We start from the raw sequence: 21,308 nt of genomic DNA, 5'->3' as shown, positions 1-21,308 counted from the left end.
AAAGGCCGCAAAATGCGGCCTTTTAAACTAACCAGCGCTAATTAACGCTTGTCAGTTGATACGTAGTCACGTTGAGTGTAACCAGTATACATTTGGCGAGGACGGCTGATCTTATGACCAGGTTGAGATAGCATCTCATCCCAGTGAGTGATCCAACCAACAGTACGTGCCATTGCAAAAATTACAGTGAACATGCTTGTTGGAATACCAATCGCTTTTAAGATAATACCAGAGTAGAAATCTACGTTAGGGTATAGTTTCTTCTCTACAAAGTACGGGTCTTCAAGGGCAATTTGCTCAAGCTTCATAGCAATATCAAGAAGTGGATCTTGGATATTTAGCTCAGCTAAAACTTCATGACACGTTTGACGCATTACTGTAGCACGTGGGTCGAAGTTTTTGTAAACGCGGTGACCAAAGCCCATAAGGCGGAATGGGTCAGCTTTGTCTTTAGCTTTAGCAACGTATTCATCAATACGGTCCACAGAGCCAATCTCTTCTAACATGTTTAAACATGCTTCGTTAGCGCCGCCGTGAGCAGGTCCCCATAAAGAAGCAATACCAGCTGCAATACATGCATACGGGTTAGCACCTGATGAACCAGCAAGACGCACTGTTGAAGTCGATGCATTTTGCTCATGATCTGCATGAAGCATAAAGATTTTATCCATAGCTTTAGCAGTTACAGGGTTAACTTTATATTCTTCAGCAGGTACAGAGAACATCATGTGTAAGAAGTTTTCTGCGTAGCTTAAATCGTTACGTGGGTATACAAACGGTTGGCCGATGTTTGTTTTATAAGCCATTGCAGCAATAGTTGGTAACTTAGCAACTAGCTTAACTGCACTTGTTTTACGTTGTTCTGCATCAGTAATATCAAGGTCTTCATGATAAAAAGATGATAACGCACCCACTACGCCACAAAGCATTGCCATTGGGTGAGCGTCAAAGCGGAAACCTTGGAAAAAGTTAGCAATCTTCTCGTCAAGCATAGTGCTTGTAGTGATTTCATTCTTAAAAACTTCGTATTGTTCTTTAGAAGGTAACTCACCATTTAAAAGTAAGTAGCAAAGCTCAATATAGTTAGAATCTTCAGCTAATTGCTCAATTGGGTAACCACGGTGAAGTAGTACACCTTTACCACCATCAATATAGGTGATTGCAGATTCACAAGAACCAGTCGACATGAAACCTGGGTCATAAGTAAAGTGACCATGTGAACCTAACGTACGTACGTCGATTACATCTTGGCCAGCAGTGCCTTGATAAATTGGAAGTTCGATTGGATCTAGTCCATCAATATGGACTGTGGCTTTTTTATCTGCCATCGCTATGTATCTCCTATTAAGATATCTATTCTGATTTTTAGATTTTAAAGTTCTGAAATCTGTTTTAAGCACATCTTCGCATTTTAACGTGAAAGAGGGGGTTAAAGTCAATTTTTATAAACATTATGCATATATGTATAATAAATATTCGGTATTAATTAAATATAATACTATTGGCTAATTCGCAAACATCTCTAAATAAACAAGAATTGTAAAAAGTCCTGTGGGTATATATACTAACGGTGGTTTTAAACCGTATTGTATTTGGGTAAACATATTCTTAACAGCTTAAAATTTACTGTTTTGTGAACTTTAACTATTTTGATACGTTTATTCTGATAGTTCCATCAGTAATATTTGGTGGGTTTTTAGAAAAACAAGTAGATGAGCTCCACTGTGAGCAAAGATGGGCAAGTAACTGTGAAAAAGCAAAGACCTGTAAATCTAGATCTAACAACTATATCTATGCCGGCAACGGCTAAAGCTTCAATTTTTCACCGCGTCACCGGTGTTGCATTGTTTTTTGCTTTAACGTTTGTCATTTGGGCTTGGTCTGAGTCTCTCTCTTCAGCTGAAGGTTTTGAATTCGTCAAGGGTCTGTTTAACGGATTCATTGCCAAATTTATAGCTTGGGGCACTGTTTCTGTATTAGGTTATCACCTTATTGGTGGCATCCGTCATATGATTATGGATATGGGACATTGGGAAGAACTTGAATCAGGTAACCTCAGCGCTAAAGTATCAATGGCTCTTGGTGTTGTGTTTGCCGTATTGGCAGGGGTGTGGATATGGTTTTAAATCAAGCAACTCTAAAACGTGATGGTGTACAAGATTTCGTATCTTTACGTACCACGGCATTAATAATCAGCGCGTACGCGATTTTTATTATCGGCTATTTTTTAGCGACGCCAGAAGTCACTTTCGAAGCCTGGACAGGCCTCTTCTCTAACCTAGCAATGAAAGGGTTTACTTTAATTACCCTTATTTGCATTATGGTTCATACCCGCATTGGCCTTTGGCAAGTTCTTACAGACTATGTTAAGTGTTCGAAGTTGCGTGCTGTTTTAGGTTTTGTTTTAAACCTAATGGCCGTTGCTTACGTAGCTATTGGTCTAATCGTATTATGGGGTGTTTAAGTGAAATATTCTGTTCGTGAATTTGACGCCGTAGTAATTGGTGCAGGTGGTGCTGGTATGCGCGCTGCTTTAGCAATTACAGAATCTGGCAAAACGTGTGCATTAATATCTAAAGTATTTCCAACGCGCTCACACACTGTATCTGCTCAAGGTGGTATTACAGTAGCGCTTGGTAATTCACACGAAGACAACTGGGAATGGCATATGTACGATACCGTTAAGGGTTCCGATTTTATCGGCGACCAAGACGCTATTGAATACATGTGTCAAACTGGCCCAGAAGCTATTACTGAATTAGAAAACATGGGACTACCATTTTCTCGTTTTGAAAATGGCCGTGTTTACCAACGTCCTTTCGGTGGTCAATCGAAAAACTTTGGTGGTGAACAAGCCGCACGTACTGCTGCTGCAGCTGACCGTACTGGTCATGCTTTACTTCATCTTCTATATCAACAAAACGTTAAAAACAAAACAAATGTATTCTCTGAGTGGTATGCACTTGACTTAGTTAAAAACGACAATGGCGATGTAGTAGGGTGTACAGCAATTGAGATTGAAACAGGTGAAATCACTTTCTTCAAATCTAAAGCAGTTGTATTAGCCACTGGTGGTGCAGGTCGTATATTCGCATCAACAACAAATGCTCACATTAACACCGGTGACGGTGTTGGTATGGCAACACGCGCTGGTATTTCTATGCAAGACATGGAAATGTGGCAGTTCCACCCAACGGGTATTGCAGGTGCTGGTACGCTAGTAACTGAAGGTTGTCGTGGTGAAGGCGGTTATCTTTTAAATAAAGATGGCGAGCGCTTCATGGAACGTTACGCACCAAATGCAAAAGACTTAGCGTCTCGCGATGTTGTTGCGCGTTCAATGATGACTGAAATCCGTGAAGGTCGTGGTTGTGATGGTCCTTGGGGTCCTCATATCAAGCTGAAACTTGACCATTTAGGTGAAGAAACGCTTAACCTACGTCTTCCTGGCGTATGTGACCTAGCTAAAACTTTCGCTCACGTTGATCCAGCTAAAGAGCCAATTCCAGTAATTCCTACTTGTCATTATATGATGGGTGGTGTTCCTACTAACGTAAATGGACAAGCACTACAAATCGATGCTCAAGGCAACGAAAAAGTAGTTGAAGGTTTATTTGCTGTTGGTGAGATTGCATGTGTATCAGTACACGGTGCAAACCGCCTAGGTGGTAACTCATTACTAGATTTAGTTGTATTTGGCCGTGCTGCTGGTAACTTCTTAGGTAAATACCTTAAAGATGTTGAAGTATCAAAAGCGGCTTCAGAGTCAGATTTAGAAGCGTCTCTTGCACGTTACAACCGTTGGGAAAATTCAACGGCTGGTCAAGGTGAAGATCCAGTTCAAATCAAAAAAGACCTACAGCAATGTATGCAGCTTAACTTCTCGGTATTCCGTGAAGGCGATTCAATGGCTTCAGGTCTTCAAGAACTTAAAGAAATTCGTGAACGTCTGCAACATGCTCGTCTTGATGATAAATCATCAGACTTCAATACGCAGCGTATCGAATGTCTTGAACTAGATAACTTAATGGAAACAGCTTACTCAACTGCAGTAGCTGCAAACTTCCGTACAGAAAGCCGTGGTGCACATTCTCGCTTTGACTACCCAGATCGTGATGACGAAAACTGGTTATGTCACTCAGTATTCAATCCTGTAACGGATGAAATGAGTAAGCGTGATGTAAACTATGCGCCTAAAACGCGTGAAGCTTTCCCACCTAAAGCACGTGTTTACTAGGAGATAGACGATGGCACAAGTACAATTTTCAGTTTATCGTTATAATCCAGATGTTGACAACGCTCCTCGTATGCAAGAATACACCTTGCAAACAGAGGAAGGTCACGACATGATGGTGTTAGATGCACTTATTCTTTTAAAAGAACAAGATCCTACACTATCTTTTCGTCGTTCATGCCGTGAAGGTGTGTGTGGATCTGATGGTGTTAACATGAATGGTAAAAATGGTTTAGCATGTATTACTCCTTTATCTACGCTACAAAAAAATGGCAAAGGTAAAATTGTAGTACGTCCGTTACCAGGCTTACCTGTGGTTCGTGACCTTGTTATTGACATGAGTCAGTTCTACACTCAGTACGAAAAAGTTAAACCTTATTTAATTAATGATCAGCCTGCAGCAGGCGAGCGTCTTCAATCTATTGAAGAGCGTGATAAATTAGATGGGCTATATGAGTGTATTTTGTGTGCATGTTGTTCGACATCGTGTCCTTCGTTCTGGTGGAATCCAGACAAGTTCATTGGTCCAGCAGGCCTTCTTCACGCTTACCGTTTCTTAGCTGATAGCCGAGATACAGCAACTGAAGAACGTTTAGCGGATTTAGACGATGCGTTCAGTGTGTTCCGTTGCCACAGTATCATGAACTGTGTTAGCGTTTGTCCTAAGGGTCTTAACCCGACTAAAGCAATTGGGCAAATCAAATCTATGTTATTAAACCGAGCGGTTTGATTACTTAGTAAACGTAAGATGGCTAATACAGATTATTAGCCATCTTGTTATGATAACTATTAATTTCTGCGCTAAAGAAAAGGGCTTATAAATGCACGAAGGTGTGATGAAGGCATGGCTAGAATCTTCACATTTAAACGGCGGCAACGTTGCTTATGTAGAAGAGCTTTATGAAGCGTATTTAGACGATGCGACTTCTGTGCCAGATGAATGGCGAGAAGTGTTCGAACAATTACCTAAAGTTGATGGTGTGGATGTTGAAGTAAAACATTCAGAAGTTCGAACGCAGTTTGCACAGCTTGCAAAAAACAAGCATAGAGAAGTAGTGGTAGCAGAGGGTAGTGGCAGTGACCTTAAACAGGTTAAAGTTCTACAACTTATTAATGCTTTCCGTTTTCGTGGACACCAAAATGCAAACCTAGATCCATTAGGTATTTGGCAACGAGAGCGTGTACGAGATTTAGAGCTAGAGTACCACGACTTATCTTCAAGTGATTTTGACCGCGAGTTTAACGTAGGATCGTTTGCCGTAGGCCGCGATACTATGCCTTTAGGTGAACTATACCAAGCACTAAAAACTACATATTGTGGTTCAATTGGCGCTGAGTATATGCACATCACATCAACAGAGGAAAAGCGTTGGTTACAACAGCGTTTAGAATCTGTCCAGTCTAGGCCTAAATTCGAAAAAGACGAAAAGCTGCGTATCCTAAAAGGATTAACTGCTGCTGACGGACTTGAAAAATATTTAGGGGCTAAGTTCCCAGGTGCTAAGCGTTTCTCACTTGAAGGTGGCGATGCGTTAGTTCCAATGTTAAAAGAGCTTATTCACCGCGCTGGTGAAAGCGGCCAACAAGAAGCTGTTATTGGTATGGCTCACCGTGGTCGTTTAAATGTTCTTGTAAATGTACTTGGTAAAAATCCATCAGAGTTATTTGATGAGTTTGCTGGTAAACATAAAGAAACATTAAGTTCTGGCGATGTTAAATACCACATGGGTTATTCATCTGACTTTGCTACTAAAGGTGGCAATGTTCATATGGCGCTTGCGTTTAACCCGTCTCATCTTGAAATTGTAAACCCAGTTGTTATGGGCTCAGTACGTGCTCGTCTTGACCGCTTAGGTGACAGTTCTGGTATTAAAGCTTTACCAATTACAATTCATGGTGATTCTGCGGTTACAGGCCAAGGTGTTGTACAAGAAACGTTTAACTTATCACAAACTAACGCGTTTAGTTGTGGTGGTAGTATTCGTATTGTTGTAAATAACCAAGTTGGTTTTACTACATCAAAACAAGACGATGTACGCTCTACAGATTACTGTACTGACATTGCTAAAATGGTTCAGTCACCTATCTTCCATGTTAACTCTGATGACCCTGAAGCAGTTGCATTTGTTACTCAAATTGCACTTGATTTCAGAAACCAGTTTAAACGTGACGTAGTAATCGATTTAGTATGTTACCGTCGCCATGGTCACAATGAAGCTGATGAGCCTAATGCAACTCAGCCTGTTATGTACCAAAAAATTAAAAAGCACCCAGTTCCACGTTTAATATACGCAGACCAACTTATAGCTGAAGGCTCTTTTTCTGAACAAGAAATAAAAGCACTTGCTGATGAGTACCGTAATGCATTAGACGAAGGCAACTGTGTTGTTTCAGAAATTCAACCAGAGACATCGCATTCTTCAGATTGGGCAAAGTATGTTGGCCATGAATGGGATGTTGATTACGATGCCAGCGTACCTGTTGAAGAGCTCAAAGCACTCGGTGAGAAAATCGCTTCTTACCCAGAGCAATATAAAGCACAGTCACGCGTTAAAAAGATTTACGATGATCGTAAATTAATGGCTTCTGGTGAGAAACCTCTAGATTGGGGTATGGCAGAAACACTTGCTTATGCAACAATCGCAACTGAAGGCACTGACATTCGTTTAACTGGTCAGGATTCAGGGCGTGGTACATTCTTCCATCGTCATGCTGTTGTTCACAGTCAATCAGACGGCGCTACTTATACACCTCTACAGCACTTAAGCGAAGATCAAGGTACTTTTGAAGTATTTGACTCTGTTTTATCTGAAGAAGCTGTTGTTGCTTTTGAATACGGTTATGCAACTGCAGAGCCTACTTCATTAGTACTTTGGGAAGCACAGTTTGGTGATTTCGCCAACGGTGCACAGGTTGTATTTGACCAATTCCTAAGTTCTGGTGAGCAAAAATGGGGCCGTTTATGTGGTCTTACAATTTTGTTACCACATGGCTATGAAGGACAAGGTCCAGAACATAGTTCAGCTCGTTTAGAGCGTTTCCTACAACTATGTGCTGATCACAACATGCAAGTATGTGTTCCATCTACTCCTGCACAAGTTTACGCTATGCTTCGTCGTCAATCAGTTCGACCACTACGTCGTCCTTTGATTGTTATGACGCCTAAGTCGTTGCTTCGTCATCCTCTTGCAACTTCATCGCTTGAAGAGCTATCGCATGGTGTTTTCCATAATATGATCGACGAAGTTGATGATATTAACCCTGAGAAAGTTGAACGCGTTGTATTTTGTAGTGGTAAAGTTTATTACGAACTATTACAAGAGCGTCGTAAGCTTGAGCAAGATAATATTGCTATTGTTCGTGTTGAGCAGTTATATCCGTTCCCACATGACGAAATGCAAACAATTATGGAGCGTTACCAACACGTAACTGATTTTGTATGGTGTCAAGAAGAGCCACAAAACCAAGGTGCATGGTACTGTTCACAACATCACTTTATTGATGCAATCCCACAAGGTGCTAAATTAAAATATGCAGGACGTAAAGCGTCTGCATCACCAGCGTGTGGTTACATGTCAGTACATACTAAAGAACAACAAGCGCTCGTTGCCGACGCGCTTACTATAGAAAATAAAGGATAAGCAATGAGCACAGAAATTAAAGTTCCTGTTCTTCCTGAGTCGGTTGCAGATGCTACCGTTGCTACATGGCATGTAAGTGTTGGCGACAAAGTAACTCGCGATCAAAACTTAGTAGACATTGAAACAGATAAAGTGGTTTTAGAAGTTGTTGCACAGCATGACGGTGTAATTACAGAAATATCACAAGAAGAAGGTGCAACCGTACTTGGCGATCAAGTTATGGGTTTACTTGGTGATGCTGATGCAGCGCCAGCAAGTGAAGGTTCATCTAAAGAAGAATCAGCACCAGCTAAATCAGAAGACGCGCCAGCGGCGCAATCAGCACCAGCATCAGAAGGTAAAGAAGTGGACATTAAAGTACCTGTACTTCCAGAATCAGTTGCAGACGCAACAATTGCTACATGGCATGTACAACCAGGTGACGCAGTAACACGCGACCAAAACTTGGTAGATATTGAAACAGATAAAGTTGTTCTTGAAGTAGTAGCTCAAGAAGATGGCATCATGGGTGATATCATTCACAACGAAGGCGATACTGTACTAGGCGAGCAAGTAATTGGTTCGGTTAAAGCAGGCGGTGCACCAGCGGCTCCAGCTGCAAAAGCAGACGAAACGCCAGCAGCAGATTCTAGCGAAAGTTCAGATGTGTTAACACCATCAGTTCGTCGTTTAATTGCTGAGAAAGGCTTAGACGCTTCTAAAATTAACGGCACGGGTAAAAATGGCCGTGTAACTAAAGAAGACGTTGATACTTTCTTAAAAGCACCAGCGCCAGCGGCTAAAAAAGCAGAAGCTTCTGCTCCTGCAGCACCGATGGGCGATCGTACTCAAAAACGTGTTCCTATGACTCGCCTGCGTAAAACGATTGCTACACGTCTTCTTGAAGCTAAAAATTCAACTGCAATGTTAACAACATTCAACGAAGTGAACATGGAACCAATCATGAGCCTTCGTAAGCAGTACCAAGAAGTATTTGAAAAGCGTCATGGTATTCGTTTAGGTTTCATGTCTTTCTACGTGAAAGCGGTAACTGAAGCACTTAAACGCTTCCCAGATGTTAATGCATCAATTGATGGTGACGATATTGTTTACCACAACTATTTTGATATCAGCATTGCAGTATCTACTCCACGTGGTTTAGTTACTCCAGTACTTAAAGATTGTGACAAACTATCTGTTGCTGAAATCGAAAAGGGTATTCGTGAATTAGCACTTAAAGGTCGTGATGGTAAGCTAACGCTTGCAGATATGACCGGTGGTAATTTCACTATCACTAATGGCGGCGTATTTGGTTCATTACTATCTACACCTATCATTAACTTGCCACAGTCTTCAATTTTGGGTATGCATAAAATCCAAGACCGTCCGATGGCTGTAAATGGTAAAGTAGAAATACTACCTATGATGTATTTAGCACTTTCTTATGACCACCGTATCATTGATGGTAAAGAATCTGTTGGTTTCTTAGTGACTATTAAAGAGTTACTTGAAGATCCAACTCGCTTATTGCTAGATGTTTAATCTAGTTGTATGAAATGTAAGCTGTGAATGAACATTCACAGCTTTTTTTTTGCGCCTTTGGTCTTACTGGGGTTTTCATGTTAAGCCTTGGGATCTATACTAGGTGCGCAATTTGGGATAGTTGTTTATTTGAAAAAATATTCAGCTCTTTTAGTATAAAAAATTGGATAAAGCATCATGAATTTGCATGAGTATCAGGCAAAACAACTTTTTGCCGAATATGGTTTACCAGTTTCTCAGGGTTTCGCTTGCGATACACCTGAAGAAGCTGCAGCAGCTGCTGAAAAAATCGGCGGTGATATGTGGGTTGTTAAAACTCAGGTTCACGCAGGTGGACGTGGTAAAGCTGGCGGTGTAAAGCTAGTAAAAACTATCGACGAAGTAAAAGCGTTTGCAGCTAACTGGTTGGGTAAAAACCTAGTTACTTACCAAACAGACGAGAAAGGCCAGCCAGTAGCTAAAATTTTAGTTGAAAGCTGTACTGACATTGCTAACGAATTGTACCTAGGTGCAGTAGTTGACCGTGCATCTCGCAAAGTAGTTTTCATGGCGTCTACTGAAGGCGGCGTTGAAATTGAAACTGTTGCAGAAGAAACACCAGAGCTTATCCACAAAGCTGAAATTGATCCATTAGTGGGTCCTCAAGCTTATCAAGCACGTGAACTAGGCTTCAAATTGGGTCTTAACCCAGTACAAATGAAGCAGTTTGTTAAGATCTTTATGGGTCTTGGTAACATGTTTACTGATTTTGATTTCGCACTACTTGAAATCAACCCGTTAGTAATTACAGACGAAGGTAACCTTCACTGTCTTGACGGAAAAATCGGTATTGATGGTAATGCACTTTACCGTCAGCCTAAAATCCGTGAGTTCCACGATCCATCTCAAGAAGATGCACGTGAAGCACACGCAGCAAGCTTCGAGCTTAACTACGTTGCTCTAGATGGCAATGTTGGTTGTATGGTTAACGGCGCAGGCCTAGCAATGGGTACTATGGACATCGTAAACCTACACGGCGGCAAACCGGCTAACTTCCTAGATGTTGGCGGCGGCGCGACTAAAGAACGTGTTTCTGAAGCATTCAAAATCATCCTTTCTGACGACAATGTTAAAGCTGTTTTAGTAAACATCTTTGGCGGTATCGTACGTTGTGACATGATTGCTGAAGGTATCATTGGCGCAGTTAAAGAAGTTGGCGTAAATGTACCTGTAGTTGTACGTTTAGAAGGTACTAATGCTGAATTAGGTCGTGAAGTTCTTAAGAACTCAGGTCTAGATATCATTGCTGCTGAATCACTAACAGACGCTGCTGAGAAAGTTGTTGCTGCTGCGGAGGGCAAATAATGTCTGTATTAATCAATAAAGATACAAAAGTTATCTGTCAAGGTTTCACTGGTGGCCAAGGTACTTTCCACTCAGAGCAAGCGCTTGAGTACGGTACACAAATGGTTGGTGGTGTAAGCCCAGGTAAAGGCGGTCAAACGCACCTTGGTCTTCCTGTATTCAACACAGTTCGTGATGCTGTTCAAGAAACTGGCGCAACTGCTTCAGTTATCTACGTACCAGCTCCTTTCTGTAAAGATGCAATCTTAGAAGCTATCGATGCTGGCATCGAGCTGATTGTTTGTATCACTGAAGGTATCCCTACGCTTGATATGGTTGACGTAAAAGTTAAACTAGATCAAACAGGTACTCGTATGATCGGTCCTAACTGTCCAGGTGTTATTACTCCTGGTGAGACTAAGATTGGTATCATGCCTGGTCACATCCACAAACCTGGTAAAGTAGGTATTGTTTCTCGCTCTGGTACTTTAACGTACGAAGCGGTTAAGCAAACTACTGATGCTGGTTTTGGTCAGTCTACGTGTGTTGGTATTGGTGGTGATCCAATCCCAGGTACTAACTTTATCGACGTTCTAGAAATGTTCGAAAAAGATCCACAAACTGAAGCAATCGTAATGATTGGTGAAATTGGTGGTACTGCAGAAGAAGAAGCTGCAGAGTACATCAAAGCTAACGTAACTAAACCTGTAGTATCTTACATTGCTGGTGTTACTGCACCAGAAGGTAAGCGTATGGGTCACGCTGGCGCAATCATCGCAGGCGGTAAAGGTACTGCTGATGAGAAATTTGCTGCATTAGAAGCTGCGGGCGTAAAAACTGTACGTTCACTTGCTGAAATCGGTAAAGCACTTAAAGAGAAAACAGGCTGGTAATTGCTTGTTTCCTCTGAAAAGGCCCGCTTATGCGGGCCTTTTTGTTATTGAGGTAAATTTAGAACGGATAACTAATATGCTGAAAAAAGCGTACAGACAAATCTTGTCGTTGTTTATTTATGGCCAGCTCGTTACATAATGCATGAATTGTTTTCTCTACTTGGTTCATAAAGCGGCCATAACCAATTTCATGTTTATCCTGCTGCGTTGCTACAATAACAAAATGTAGTGTTTCTACTAATTTTGTTGCTTCATAAAAATACTTAATTTGATTTTCATTTGATTCAACATCAAAGCTCAACTTTTGTAACTCTGCATTACCTTCATTTTTATCTATTTTACTGTTTCGGACAATGGGTATTGCGCCATTAGCTACCATTGCACCGTGTGTTAGTTTGTTTTGTTCACATGCGCGTTTAAAACTATCTGCAAAGTAATCATAAAACTTTTCCACATCGTTATTGTTCACTATTGTTTGAAACTGTGTTTTGATGGCCCGAGAAACCGCAATGGTAAATGTTGCGTAAGTCATTTCAGCATAGTCACTAGGGATATTACATTGCCTTGATTGATAACGAGGGTAGAGGCTTCTGAGTTTATATCCATAACTCTCTTTATTTCCCTTATCTTTAGCAAATAAATCGTAAGTTAGATGTTGGTGATCGCGAAGTTTAAATTGGGGCTGATTTATAAATAACTGTTCTTGGAGTAAGTTTAATACTTTTTGCACTCTATTGTGAAACAAAGCTGAGTTTGCACGTAAGTCTTCACCCGTGGCTAAAAACAAGAAACGTATTTTCTTGCTTTTTATATCTGGTGAGTAATAAATTTTATGTGCCTCGTGATAACGAGGGTTATAAAAAAACAACATCTGCTTGTCGGTTTCTAATTGATATGACTCATCATGAAAGCGTACAACCGGTAGTTTATCGTTTGCTAATAAATGTACATTATGCAGTTCATACTCATCACAACATGCAAATAATTGACGCGCAATACGCTCGTAGCAACAGTTTATAGTGCTAAAGCTATTATAAAATGCTTCATTAGGTATTATTTCAGCCAATAAATAGTGGTTAGCGCGTGCATTAGTTGGAATATATACACGGTGTTGATTAAGTGTCGCCATCTTAGAATCCTTATAAAGTAGGTTATTTAGCTACTATAATTGGCTTTGATGACCTAAATGTTGCGTTAAAACAAATTTTATTCATAAACAATTGAACAAGTGGATTAAAGTTAATCAATATCTAAAATAAACCTTAATCTATTGCTGTATGTTATTGTATGTTTTTGTAATAATGCATTAGTTTTGTTATTACGTAATATTTAGAGGATCACACTCCTATGGCGGAAATTGAGAATCGCCCAAGTAACTTTATTAGAACCCGAATTGATGAAGACTTAGCAAGTGGCAAACATGCGACAACGCATACACGTTTTCCACCTGAGCCAAATGGTTTTTTACATATTGGCCATGCCAAATCAATTTGTTTGAATTTTGGTATCGCAAAAGACTACAACGGTTTATGTAACCTACGTTTTGACGATACAAACCCTGAAAAAGAAGACATTAACTACGTTAACTCTATTAAAGAGGATGTACAGTGGTTAGGCTTTAATTGGGATGGCGACATAAAGTATTCTTCTAACTATTTTGATACTTTATATGGTTACGCAGTAGAGCTTATTGAAAAAGGCTTAGCGTACGTTTGTTTTTTAACTGCAGACGAAGCACGACAGTACCGCGGTACATTAAAAGAGCCAGGTAAAAACAGTCCTTATAGAGATACTTCAGTTGAAGAAAACCTAGCGTTATTTGAAAAAATGCGCGCTGGCGAATTCAAAGAAGGTGAATGTGTACTGCGTGCTAAAATTGATATGGCAAGCTCATTTATGGTGCTTCGCGATCCAATTATTTACCGTGTACGTTTTGCTCATCATCACCAAACAGCAGACAAGTGGTGCATTTACCCAATGTATGACTTCACTCACTGTATTTCTGATGCGCTTGAAGGTATTACACATTCATTATGTACATTAGAGTTTCAAGATAACCGTCGTTTATACGACTGGGTACTTGATAACATTAGTTTAGAGTGTCACCCACAGCAAATTGAGTTTTCGCGCTTAAATCTTGAATACACTATTATGTCAAAGCGTAAGCTAAATGATTTAGTAGTAAATAACTATGTAGAAGGGTGGGATGACCCTCGTATGCCTACTATTGCAGGTTTACGTCGTCGTGGTTATACACCAGGTTCAATTCGTGAATTTTGTTTGCGTATTGGTGTAACAAAACAAGAGAATATGGTTGAAATGGGCATGCTTGAAGCCTGTATCCGTGAAGACTTAAACGAAAATGCACCACGTGCAATGGCTGTACTCGATCCTGTTAAAATCGTTATTGAAAACTACGATGCAGATAAAGTTGAAACTTTATCAGTGGCTAATCACCCAAATAAAGAAGAAATGGGGCGTCGTGATGTTCCATTTACTCGTGAAATCTATATTGAACGAGAAGACTTTAAAGAAGAAGCGAATAACAAATTCAAACGTTTAGTACTTGATAAAGAAGTACGCTTACGTGGTGCTTATGTTATTAAAGCGCAGCGTGTTGAAAAAGACGAAAATGGCGAAATCACAACTATCTTCTGTACTTACGACAGCGAAACACTTGGTAAAAACCCAAGTGATGGTCGTAAAGTAAAAGGTGTTATTCATTGGGTTTCAGCACCAGAGTCTATTAGTGCAGAAGTTCGTTTATACGACCGCTTGTTTAGCGTACCAAATCCAGCAGCTGCAGAGGAATTTGAAACTACGCTAAACCCGGAGTCACTGGTTGTTTTACCTAATGCTAAATTAGAACCATCGCTTGCTAATTCACAAGCAGAGCAGGGCTTTCAGTTTGAGCGTACGGGTTATTTTTCTCGTGATTCTAAATCAGAGAACGTTGTATTTAATCAAACCGTGGGTCTTCGCGATTCATGGTCTAAAACTCAATAAGTAATACCAATTCGCTTAATTAAGTGATCTATTTTGAGGCTGGAAAAACGTGTTGATAGCTAGGCAAAAAATTCGCTATTTAGTTATTCTAAATGAGCATTTTTTAACGCAGGTAGCGACACGTTTAGCCCCGTAAAATGATTAAGTATTATTGTGGATTGGTATAATACTTAAAATATACCCAGGAATTACTGGGTATATTTATTACTATTGTCTTTTAGGCACAAAAAAACCTGCACTTAGCAGGTTTTTTTATTGCTTTTAAAAGCGGTATTAGCTGTTAGCGTCGCTAAATTCTTTACACGCTGCTTTATCATTACACTCACCGTATAAATACAAAGAATGGTTTGTAAGAGTAATACCATTTTCTTCAGCAATTTCTAGCTGACGACGCTCAATCATGTCATCTTCAAACTCTACTACTTTGCCACATTTCAAACATACTAAATGATCGTGGTGAGTGCTTCCTGAAAGTTCAAATACTGATTTTCCGCCTTCAAAGTGATGACGGCTTACAATACCCGCATCATCAAATTGGTTAAGTACGCGGTATACAGTTGCAAGACCAATTTCTTCACCTAGATCCAAAAGAATTTTGTAAACATCTTCAGCACTGATGTGTTGGTTATCTGGAGATTGTAAAATCTCTAATATTTTAATACGCGGTAAAGTTACTTTTAAACCGGCTTTTTTAAGTTCCAAGTTATGATCAGTCATTAAATCTGTCTCAATTTTATTTGGTTATACTAGACATCTTGCAAAGATGTACACGACACATTAGCAACAAACAGGATAACGTGCCTAAGCGTTAAGTGCAAAGAACAATTGATATATATTGCCACTAAAGCTTAAAACGCTAACTGTTTGATAATTATTTAAACAGCTAGCGATATATGCAGTAAATTAGTCAGCTAATTCACTTAAACACATTTCTTCATATACTTGAGCAGACCATGCTTTAACACGTTGTTCTGTAAGCTCTGGTTGACGGTCTTCGTCGATACCCAAACCTACAAAGTGCTTATCATCAGCCATTCCTTTAGACGCTTCAAAGTCATAGCTTTCACTTGGCCAATGGCCCACAACAATAGCGCCACGTTCAGTAACAATATCGTTGATCATGCCCATTGCATCTAAAAAGTACTCAGCGTAATCTTCTTGGTCACCACAACCAAAAATAGCAACAAGTTTACCTTCAAAGTCTACTTCCTCAAGTTCTGGGAAAAAGTCATCCCAGTCACATTGAGCTTCACCGTAGTACCAAGTAGGGATACCGAATAAGATTAAATCAAATTCAGCAATCTCTTCTTTAGAGCTTTTTGCAATATCATGAACAGCCACTAGCTTTTTACCCAATTCTTTTTGGATCATTTTTGCTACGTGTTCTGTGTTACCTGTGTCACTTCCGAAAAAAATGCCTACACTTGCCATGGATTTAAAACCTTTTATGTATCAATAGCCAATCTTTCTTGTAAAATCGTTTCAATCAGCGCACTGCGGCTAATATTTTGTGCATCTGCCATATCACTCAATGCTTGATATAACTGCGATGAAACTTTAAATTCAACACGCTTTAAACCACGTGCTTTATCTCTTTTTATTTGATTACGTTTATTTACCTTTAACTGCATATCCCGAGAAAGGGGATTGGTTTTAGGTCTGCCTGGGCGTTTTTCGTATTCAAATAAATCGAGTGTAGTTCTATCTGTTTCTGACTTCGCCATGCTTAACCTACACCTGCGCCTTGCCAAAATACTTGAATAAGCCCTTTAGCAATAAAGCCTGAACAACCTAAAAAGAGCACGCCCCAAACAATGTATTGTCCGAACTTTGGTACATTGCCACTTTTTAGTACGTCTTTAATTGCCATGCCGATGAATATGAAAATACCGGCTAAGCCAAAATACAACCCTAGGGTATCAAATTCGTTAATTAACTGACTGACCATCAACGTATAACCTTTAAATTAAACGGCGCGTACTATAGCATATAAATATTCATATATTTAGTGCGCTGAATCAAAAACACGCGATTAAAATTGCTTTAAACCGCAGTTAAAAAGTCATTTATCGCTTTATTAACAGCAAGAGGCTTTTGAGCATGAAGCCAATGACCTGCGCCATGAATAATTTTAGCCTTGGTGTTTTTAAAGCGTGCTGTAATCGCAGTACGATGCTCGGGCAATATATAGTCAGAATCATTACCTTTAATGAAAAGAGTATCGCATAAACAAGAATTGTTTTCATTAACATTGGACGTGATTGTCGAATATTTTTCATCAAGCACATTTAGGTTAAATCGCCATGCAAAATGACCTTCTTCATTTTTGGCGAGGCTTTTAAGTAAAAACTGGCGAACCCCCAGCTCTTCAATATAAGGCTGCATAATTGCATCAGCTTGCTTTCTATCATCTATTGACTGCGTTGAAACTGCTTTTAATGCTTGTAATATTTTTGTGTGGCGAGCAGGGTAACTAACAGGTGCTATATCAAGTACAACCAATTTATTTACCAGTTCAGGGTGTGTTAGTGCTAATTCCATTGCGACTTTCCCACCCATAGAATGTCCAACTAAATGAGCTTTATCTATGTTTAAATGTGCTAATAACTCGACAATATCTTGAGCCATTGCAGGGTAGTTCATTTCATCACTATGAGGAGAAAGCCCGTGGTTGCGTAAATCAACGTTAATAACATTAAAGTGTTCACTTAATGGTTTTGCGATTACATTTAGGTTTTCTAATGATCCAAAAAGTCCGTGGATCAAGATAACATTAGGGCCTTGCCCTTGTTGCTTGTAATTTAACTGCATACACGCCTCCTGAAAATTTCGCCATAGTTTGCCGAGCATTGCTCTAAAAAGCAAAAAATACAGCGACTATTTATTAAATTGGGCTTTTGTTTGTTAAATCAACAACAATCAAGTAAATATTAATATGTTTACGGGAGTGCTTGTTGTAACTCGCATTTCTGATTGGTTTGGGTATAATCACACGGGAGAAAAAAATGTGACCCGTAATGACAGGAAGAACATGAAACAAATCGACATAGACGACGAGTTATATCAGTATATTGCAAGCAATACGCAAAGTATTGGTGAAAGTGCATCCACTATTTTACGTCGTTTATTAAATCTGAGCGGCGAAAAAATTCAAACCGCAAACGTAGAACTAACTCAAAATAATCAAACTGCGACTACGTCTACCGCCACATTAAAAAGCTCAGAGCCACCTGCTGCTGAGACTTCAAAAAAACAAACGCCTGTAGCTCACGCACCCGTGAAGCAAAAAAGCGATAATGTTTTTAATGTATTAAATAAAGAAGAGCTGGCAATGCAAAAGGGTGTTGTTGGGCGCTTTTTGTTTATTTTAAGTGCATTTTACCGCACACATAAAACTGATTTTTCGGCTGTACTAGATATAAAAGGGCGTGACCGTGTTTACTTTGCTACTAGTAAAGAAGCCTTAGTAAATAGCGGTAGTAGTATGAACCCTAAAAACATAACTGATAGTGAATATTGGGTTATGACAAATTCTAATACAACGCGTAAAAAAATGATGCTTCATGAAGTTGCTCTTTGCCTTGGATATAGTGCAGAGCAAGCTGAAAAAATTCGCGATTACCTGTAAGGAAATATAATGGCTATTCACTCAGGCGCAGGCAAAACTGCTCCACAATCAGCACTGGTTAACGTACCTAAATTAGTATCTGCGTATTACTTAAACGAACCTGATCTTGAACAAAATCCAGAGCATTGTGTTGCTTTTGGTACATCAGGCCACCGTGGTTGTTCTTACGATGTTAAATTTAACGAGTCACACATTTTAGCGATTACTCAGGCTATTTGTGATTATAGAAAACAAAATGATATTTTTGGTCCGTTATTTTTAGGTAAAGACACACACGCACTGAGTGAGGCTGCATTTAATTCAGCTATTGAAGTTTTAGTTGCTAACGAAGTGCAAGTGATAACGCAAGAAAACGGTGACTTTACACCAACGCCAGTTATCAGCCACGCCATAGTTAGCCATAACAAGCTACACCAAAATGAGCTTGCAGACGGGATTGTTGTTACGCCTTCGCATAACCCTCCTGAAGATGGTGGCTTTAAATACAACCCACCTAATGGCGGACCTGCTGATACCGACGTTACTAAATGGATTGAAGACAGAGCAAATCAACTTTTATTAGAAGACTTGGTTGAAGTTGAGTTATTCCCATTCGCTAAAGCTTCACGTTCAGGCTTTATCCGCTACGAAGATTTAATGACTCCTTATATTGATGATTTAGCAAATATCGTTAATTTAAAAGCCATTAGCGATGCAGGTATCAAAATTGGTATCGATCCACTAGGTGGTTCAGGTATTAATTTTTGGCCTGTTATTGCTAAAAAATATAATTTAGATTTAACCGTCGTTAATGATGTTGTTGATCCACGTTTTGCTTTTATGCCACTTGATAAAGATGGCAAAATTCGTATGGATTGTTCATCACCTTATTCAATGGCGAACCTTATTGCATTAAAAGATGATTTTGATGTGTCTATTGGTAACGACCCTGACTACGATCGCCACGGTATTGTAACGCCAGATGGTTTAATGAATCCAAACCACTTTTTAGCAGTGGCAATTGATTACTTACTTAAACACCGTGATTGGAATGAAACAGTAGAGATTGGTAAAACACTGGTTTCTAGCTCTATGATCGATAAAGTAGCAGCGCGCAATAATCGTAAAGTAAAAGAAGTACCCGTAGGCTTTAAATGGTTTGTTGAGGGCTTAAGCAAAGGCAAGCTTGCATTTGGTGGCGAAGAAAGCGCAGGCGCTGCATTTTTACGTTTTGATGGCTCTGTATGGTGTACAGATAAAGACGGCTTTATTATGGGACTACTTGCTGCAGAAATACTTGCAGTAACAGGTAAAACTCCATCAGCGCTATATAAAGAACTAGAACAAGAGTTTGGTTCTCCAATTTATAAACGCCTTGATGCACCGGCCTCAAGCGGCCAAAAGTCACGTTTAAAAGCATTGAGTGCTTCTGATGTTAAAGCAGATACACTTGCTGGCGAACCTATTTTGCAAAAACTGACTCATGCACCAGGTAACGATGCGGCAATTGGTGGTTTAAAAGTGGTCACTGAAAATGGCTGGTTTGCAGCGCGTCCATCAGGTACTGAAGATATTTATAAAATATACCTTGAATCATTTAAAGGTGAAGAGCATTTAGCGTTACTTGAAAAAGAAGCTAAAAAGCTTGTAGATTCAGTTATAAGCTAACTTAATCTAATAATTTTAAAACGGCTGATTTATTCAGCCGTTTTTGTTTCTATACCTTTACCTTGTGCATATATATGCATAAGAGTTTACTCTCACATTATTTTTAAAGGGCTTATTACATGTCAGCCAATCCATCTTACTTAAATGAATTAAAACAAACAGGCGATTTTTTAACGCTTAGCCGTAATAACGAATGGCATTTAGATGCAGGTGAATTTGTTTTAGATAATGGAACTTGTGTAAATATACACGATACCGGTGTAATTGAGTTTCAACCTGCTGTTAAAACAAGCAAAGATGTAATTTATTCAAGCGCTGTACACGGTAACGAAACTGCGCCAATTGAAATTTGTGATGCGCTCATTAAACAAATTATAAAAGGTGAGCTAGTCCTTAAACAGCGTGTTTTATTTATTTATGGTAATCCACAATCAATTAATATTGGCCTGCGTTTTGTAGAAGAAAACTTAAATAGATTATTTAATGGTCACCATACAGTTGAAGGTGTACCAATGAATAATGAACGAAACCGCGCTGCAAAGCTTGAGCAATACGTAAGTGACTTTTATGCACGTGGCCAGCAAGGCAGTAGCCGATGTCATTACGACTTACACACTGCAATTAGAGGCTCTAAAAACGAAAAATTTGCTGTGTATCCATTTTTACATGGTAAGCCATGGAAAAAGTCACAGTTACAATTTTTATTGAGCAGTGGTGTAAATACCGTACTTATGATGAAATCACCCGCAACAACGTTTAGCTATTATTCGTCGTTTGTTCATGGTGCAGACTCGTTTACAGTAGAGCTGGGTCAGGTTAAGCCATTTGGCCAAAATGATATGGCCCGCTTTGAAAAAACAAAGCAAACATTAACTGCATTAATTAGCCAAAATGAAGTTAAATACCCTGATTTTAATGCAAGTGAGTTTGAGTTATTTGAAGTGCACCGCACAATTAATAGAACGCAGGATGATTTTAGTTTCCCTTTTTCTGATGATGCTGAGAACTTTACTGGCTTTGCGAAAGGTGAACTACTTGCAACCGACGGTGATACAGCGATTTACGCTGACGTTGAAGGTGAGGCTATTATATTTCCAAATGCGAGCGTAGCATTAGGCCAAAGAGCACTGCTTACCGTTATTCCAATGGATATTGATAGCAATTTCGTCTAATTAAACTCATCAGACCACTGGTGGCTTCAAGTTAACTATATGATTACTATTAATTAAAGTAACCGTATCGTTAACTTGCCACTTATTTAACCTGTATTTGCTTTTGTTTCGTCCCAGATGTGTTGAATAACACTTTACGTTAACGTAAAGTGTTGGCAGCTTTAATTAAAGATAGTGCAGATGTTGCAAAGTTTAACCAGCAACAATCACCCACAATAATAATTTAAAGGGGCACTGTTTTAC

General features: G+C 39.5%; 19 protein-coding genes. 12 read left to right on the top strand and 7 right to left on the bottom strand.

The genetic code is table 11. The features are described from left to right. Positions 1–41: 41 nt before the first annotated feature. Entirely contained in the window at positions 42–1,328 is a 1,287-nt protein-coding gene (locus QT16_RS08620) for a citrate synthase (RefSeq protein WP_002961796.1), read from the bottom strand. Between the two features lie 420 nt (positions 1,329–1,748). On the opposite strand from QT16_RS08620, the gene sdhC reads away from it, so the two are divergent. The 8 genes from sdhC to sucD all read left to right on the top strand — a co-directional run bounded on the left by sdhC (position 1,749) and on the right by sucD (position 11,612). Further along, positions 1,749–2,126 (top strand): succinate dehydrogenase, cytochrome b556 subunit, encoded by a 378-nt coding sequence (sdhC, locus tag QT16_RS08615; RefSeq protein ID WP_122975019.1) that lies wholly within the window; start codon positions 1,749–1,751, stop codon positions 2,124–2,126. Next, entirely contained in the window at positions 2,117–2,464 is a 348-nt protein-coding gene (gene sdhD / locus QT16_RS08610; RefSeq protein ID WP_002961798.1) for a succinate dehydrogenase, hydrophobic membrane anchor protein, read from the top strand. Before sdhC ends, sdhD begins: the two co-directional genes overlap by 10 nt. Then, the gene (sdhA, locus tag QT16_RS08605) at positions 2,465–4,237 is read left to right on the top strand and encodes a succinate dehydrogenase flavoprotein subunit (RefSeq protein ID WP_002961801.1); all 1,773 of its coding nucleotides are present in this window, start codon (positions 2,465–2,467) and stop codon (positions 4,235–4,237) included. Between the two features lie 10 nt (positions 4,238–4,247). Continuing rightward, complete coding sequence (locus tag QT16_RS08600) at positions 4,248–4,964, top strand: succinate dehydrogenase iron-sulfur subunit (protein WP_002961804.1); 717 nt, start codon at positions 4,248–4,250, stop codon at positions 4,962–4,964. Positions 4,965–5,055: 91 nt separating this feature from the next. Then, positions 5,056–7,875, top strand: a complete 2,820-nt coding sequence (gene sucA, locus QT16_RS08595) for a 2-oxoglutarate dehydrogenase E1 component (protein WP_039487978.1) — start codon at positions 5,056–5,058, stop codon at positions 7,873–7,875. Between the two features lie 3 nt (positions 7,876–7,878). Next, the gene (gene odhB, locus QT16_RS08590; RefSeq protein WP_039487977.1) at positions 7,879–9,396 is read left to right on the top strand and encodes a 2-oxoglutarate dehydrogenase complex dihydrolipoyllysine-residue succinyltransferase; all 1,518 of its coding nucleotides are present in this window, start codon (positions 7,879–7,881) and stop codon (positions 9,394–9,396) included. Between the two features lie 177 nt (positions 9,397–9,573). Further along, positions 9,574–10,740: an ADP-forming succinate--CoA ligase subunit beta gene (sucC, locus tag QT16_RS08585; RefSeq protein ID WP_002961809.1), complete on the top strand. Its 1,167-nt coding sequence runs from the start codon at positions 9,574–9,576 to the stop codon at positions 10,738–10,740. Then, a complete protein-coding gene (sucD, locus tag QT16_RS08580; protein ID WP_002961811.1) occupies positions 10,740–11,612 on the top strand; it encodes a succinate--CoA ligase subunit alpha in 873 nt (290 codons plus the stop codon). Before sucC ends, sucD begins: the two co-directional genes overlap by 1 nt. A gap of 58 nt (positions 11,613–11,670) precedes the next feature. Here sucD and QT16_RS08575 read toward each other — a convergent pair whose 3' ends face one another. Further along, the gene (locus QT16_RS08575; protein ID WP_039487976.1) at positions 11,671–12,741 is read right to left on the bottom strand and encodes a DUF3083 family protein; all 1,071 of its coding nucleotides are present in this window, start codon (positions 12,739–12,741) and stop codon (positions 11,671–11,673) included. Between the two features lie 218 nt (positions 12,742–12,959). On the opposite strand from QT16_RS08575, the gene glnS reads away from it, so the two are divergent. Beyond that, positions 12,960–14,618, top strand: a complete 1,659-nt coding sequence (gene glnS / locus QT16_RS08570; RefSeq protein ID WP_024596870.1) for a glutamine--tRNA ligase — start codon at positions 12,960–12,962, stop codon at positions 14,616–14,618. 273 nt (positions 14,619–14,891) lie between these two features. On the opposite strand, the gene fur is transcribed toward glnS, so the two are convergent. The 5 genes from fur to QT16_RS08545 all read right to left on the bottom strand — a co-directional run bounded on the left by fur (position 14,892) and on the right by QT16_RS08545 (position 17,429). Beyond that, positions 14,892–15,335 (bottom strand): ferric iron uptake transcriptional regulator, encoded by a 444-nt coding sequence (fur, locus tag QT16_RS08565; RefSeq protein WP_002962922.1) that lies wholly within the window; start codon positions 15,333–15,335, stop codon positions 14,892–14,894. Between the two features lie 186 nt (positions 15,336–15,521). Then, positions 15,522–16,049 carry a flavodoxin FldA gene (gene fldA, locus QT16_RS08560; RefSeq protein WP_007586856.1) on the bottom strand — a complete coding sequence of 176 codons (528 nt, stop codon included), beginning with the start codon at positions 16,047–16,049 and terminating at the stop codon, positions 15,522–15,524. Positions 16,050–16,063: 14 nt separating this feature from the next. Beyond that, complete coding sequence (ybfE, locus tag QT16_RS08555; RefSeq protein ID WP_002962928.1) at positions 16,064–16,342, bottom strand: LexA regulated protein; 279 nt, start codon at positions 16,340–16,342, stop codon at positions 16,064–16,066. 2 nt (positions 16,343–16,344) lie between these two features. Next, positions 16,345–16,566 (bottom strand): DUF2788 domain-containing protein, encoded by a 222-nt coding sequence (locus QT16_RS08550; protein WP_002962930.1) that lies wholly within the window; start codon positions 16,564–16,566, stop codon positions 16,345–16,347. A gap of 95 nt (positions 16,567–16,661) precedes the next feature. After that, positions 16,662–17,429 (bottom strand): alpha/beta fold hydrolase, encoded by a 768-nt coding sequence (locus QT16_RS08545; protein ID WP_002962931.1) that lies wholly within the window; start codon positions 17,427–17,429, stop codon positions 16,662–16,664. 220 nt (positions 17,430–17,649) lie between these two features. Here QT16_RS08545 and seqA point away from each other — a divergent pair, with 220 nt between their 5' ends. The 3 genes from seqA to astE all read left to right on the top strand — a co-directional run bounded on the left by seqA (position 17,650) and on the right by astE (position 21,065). After that, on the top strand, positions 17,650–18,246 hold the full coding sequence (seqA, locus tag QT16_RS08540) for a replication initiation negative regulator SeqA (RefSeq protein ID WP_039487971.1): 597 nt from the start codon (positions 17,650–17,652) through the stop codon (positions 18,244–18,246). Positions 18,247–18,255: 9 nt separating this feature from the next. Further along, complete coding sequence (gene pgm, locus QT16_RS08535; protein WP_039487969.1) at positions 18,256–19,893, top strand: phosphoglucomutase (alpha-D-glucose-1,6-bisphosphate-dependent); 1,638 nt, start codon at positions 18,256–18,258, stop codon at positions 19,891–19,893. 119 nt (positions 19,894–20,012) lie between these two features. Next, a complete protein-coding gene (gene astE, locus QT16_RS08530; RefSeq protein WP_039487967.1) occupies positions 20,013–21,065 on the top strand; it encodes a succinylglutamate desuccinylase in 1,053 nt (350 codons plus the stop codon). Positions 21,066–21,308 lie beyond the last annotated feature (243 nt).

This window comes from Pseudoalteromonas distincta, assembly GCF_000814675.1.
Taxonomy (GTDB): domain Bacteria; phylum Pseudomonadota; class Gammaproteobacteria; order Enterobacterales; family Alteromonadaceae; genus Pseudoalteromonas; species Pseudoalteromonas distincta.
The sequence above is the reverse complement of the archived record's forward strand: the minus strand, read 5'-3'. Positions and strand labels throughout refer to the sequence as shown.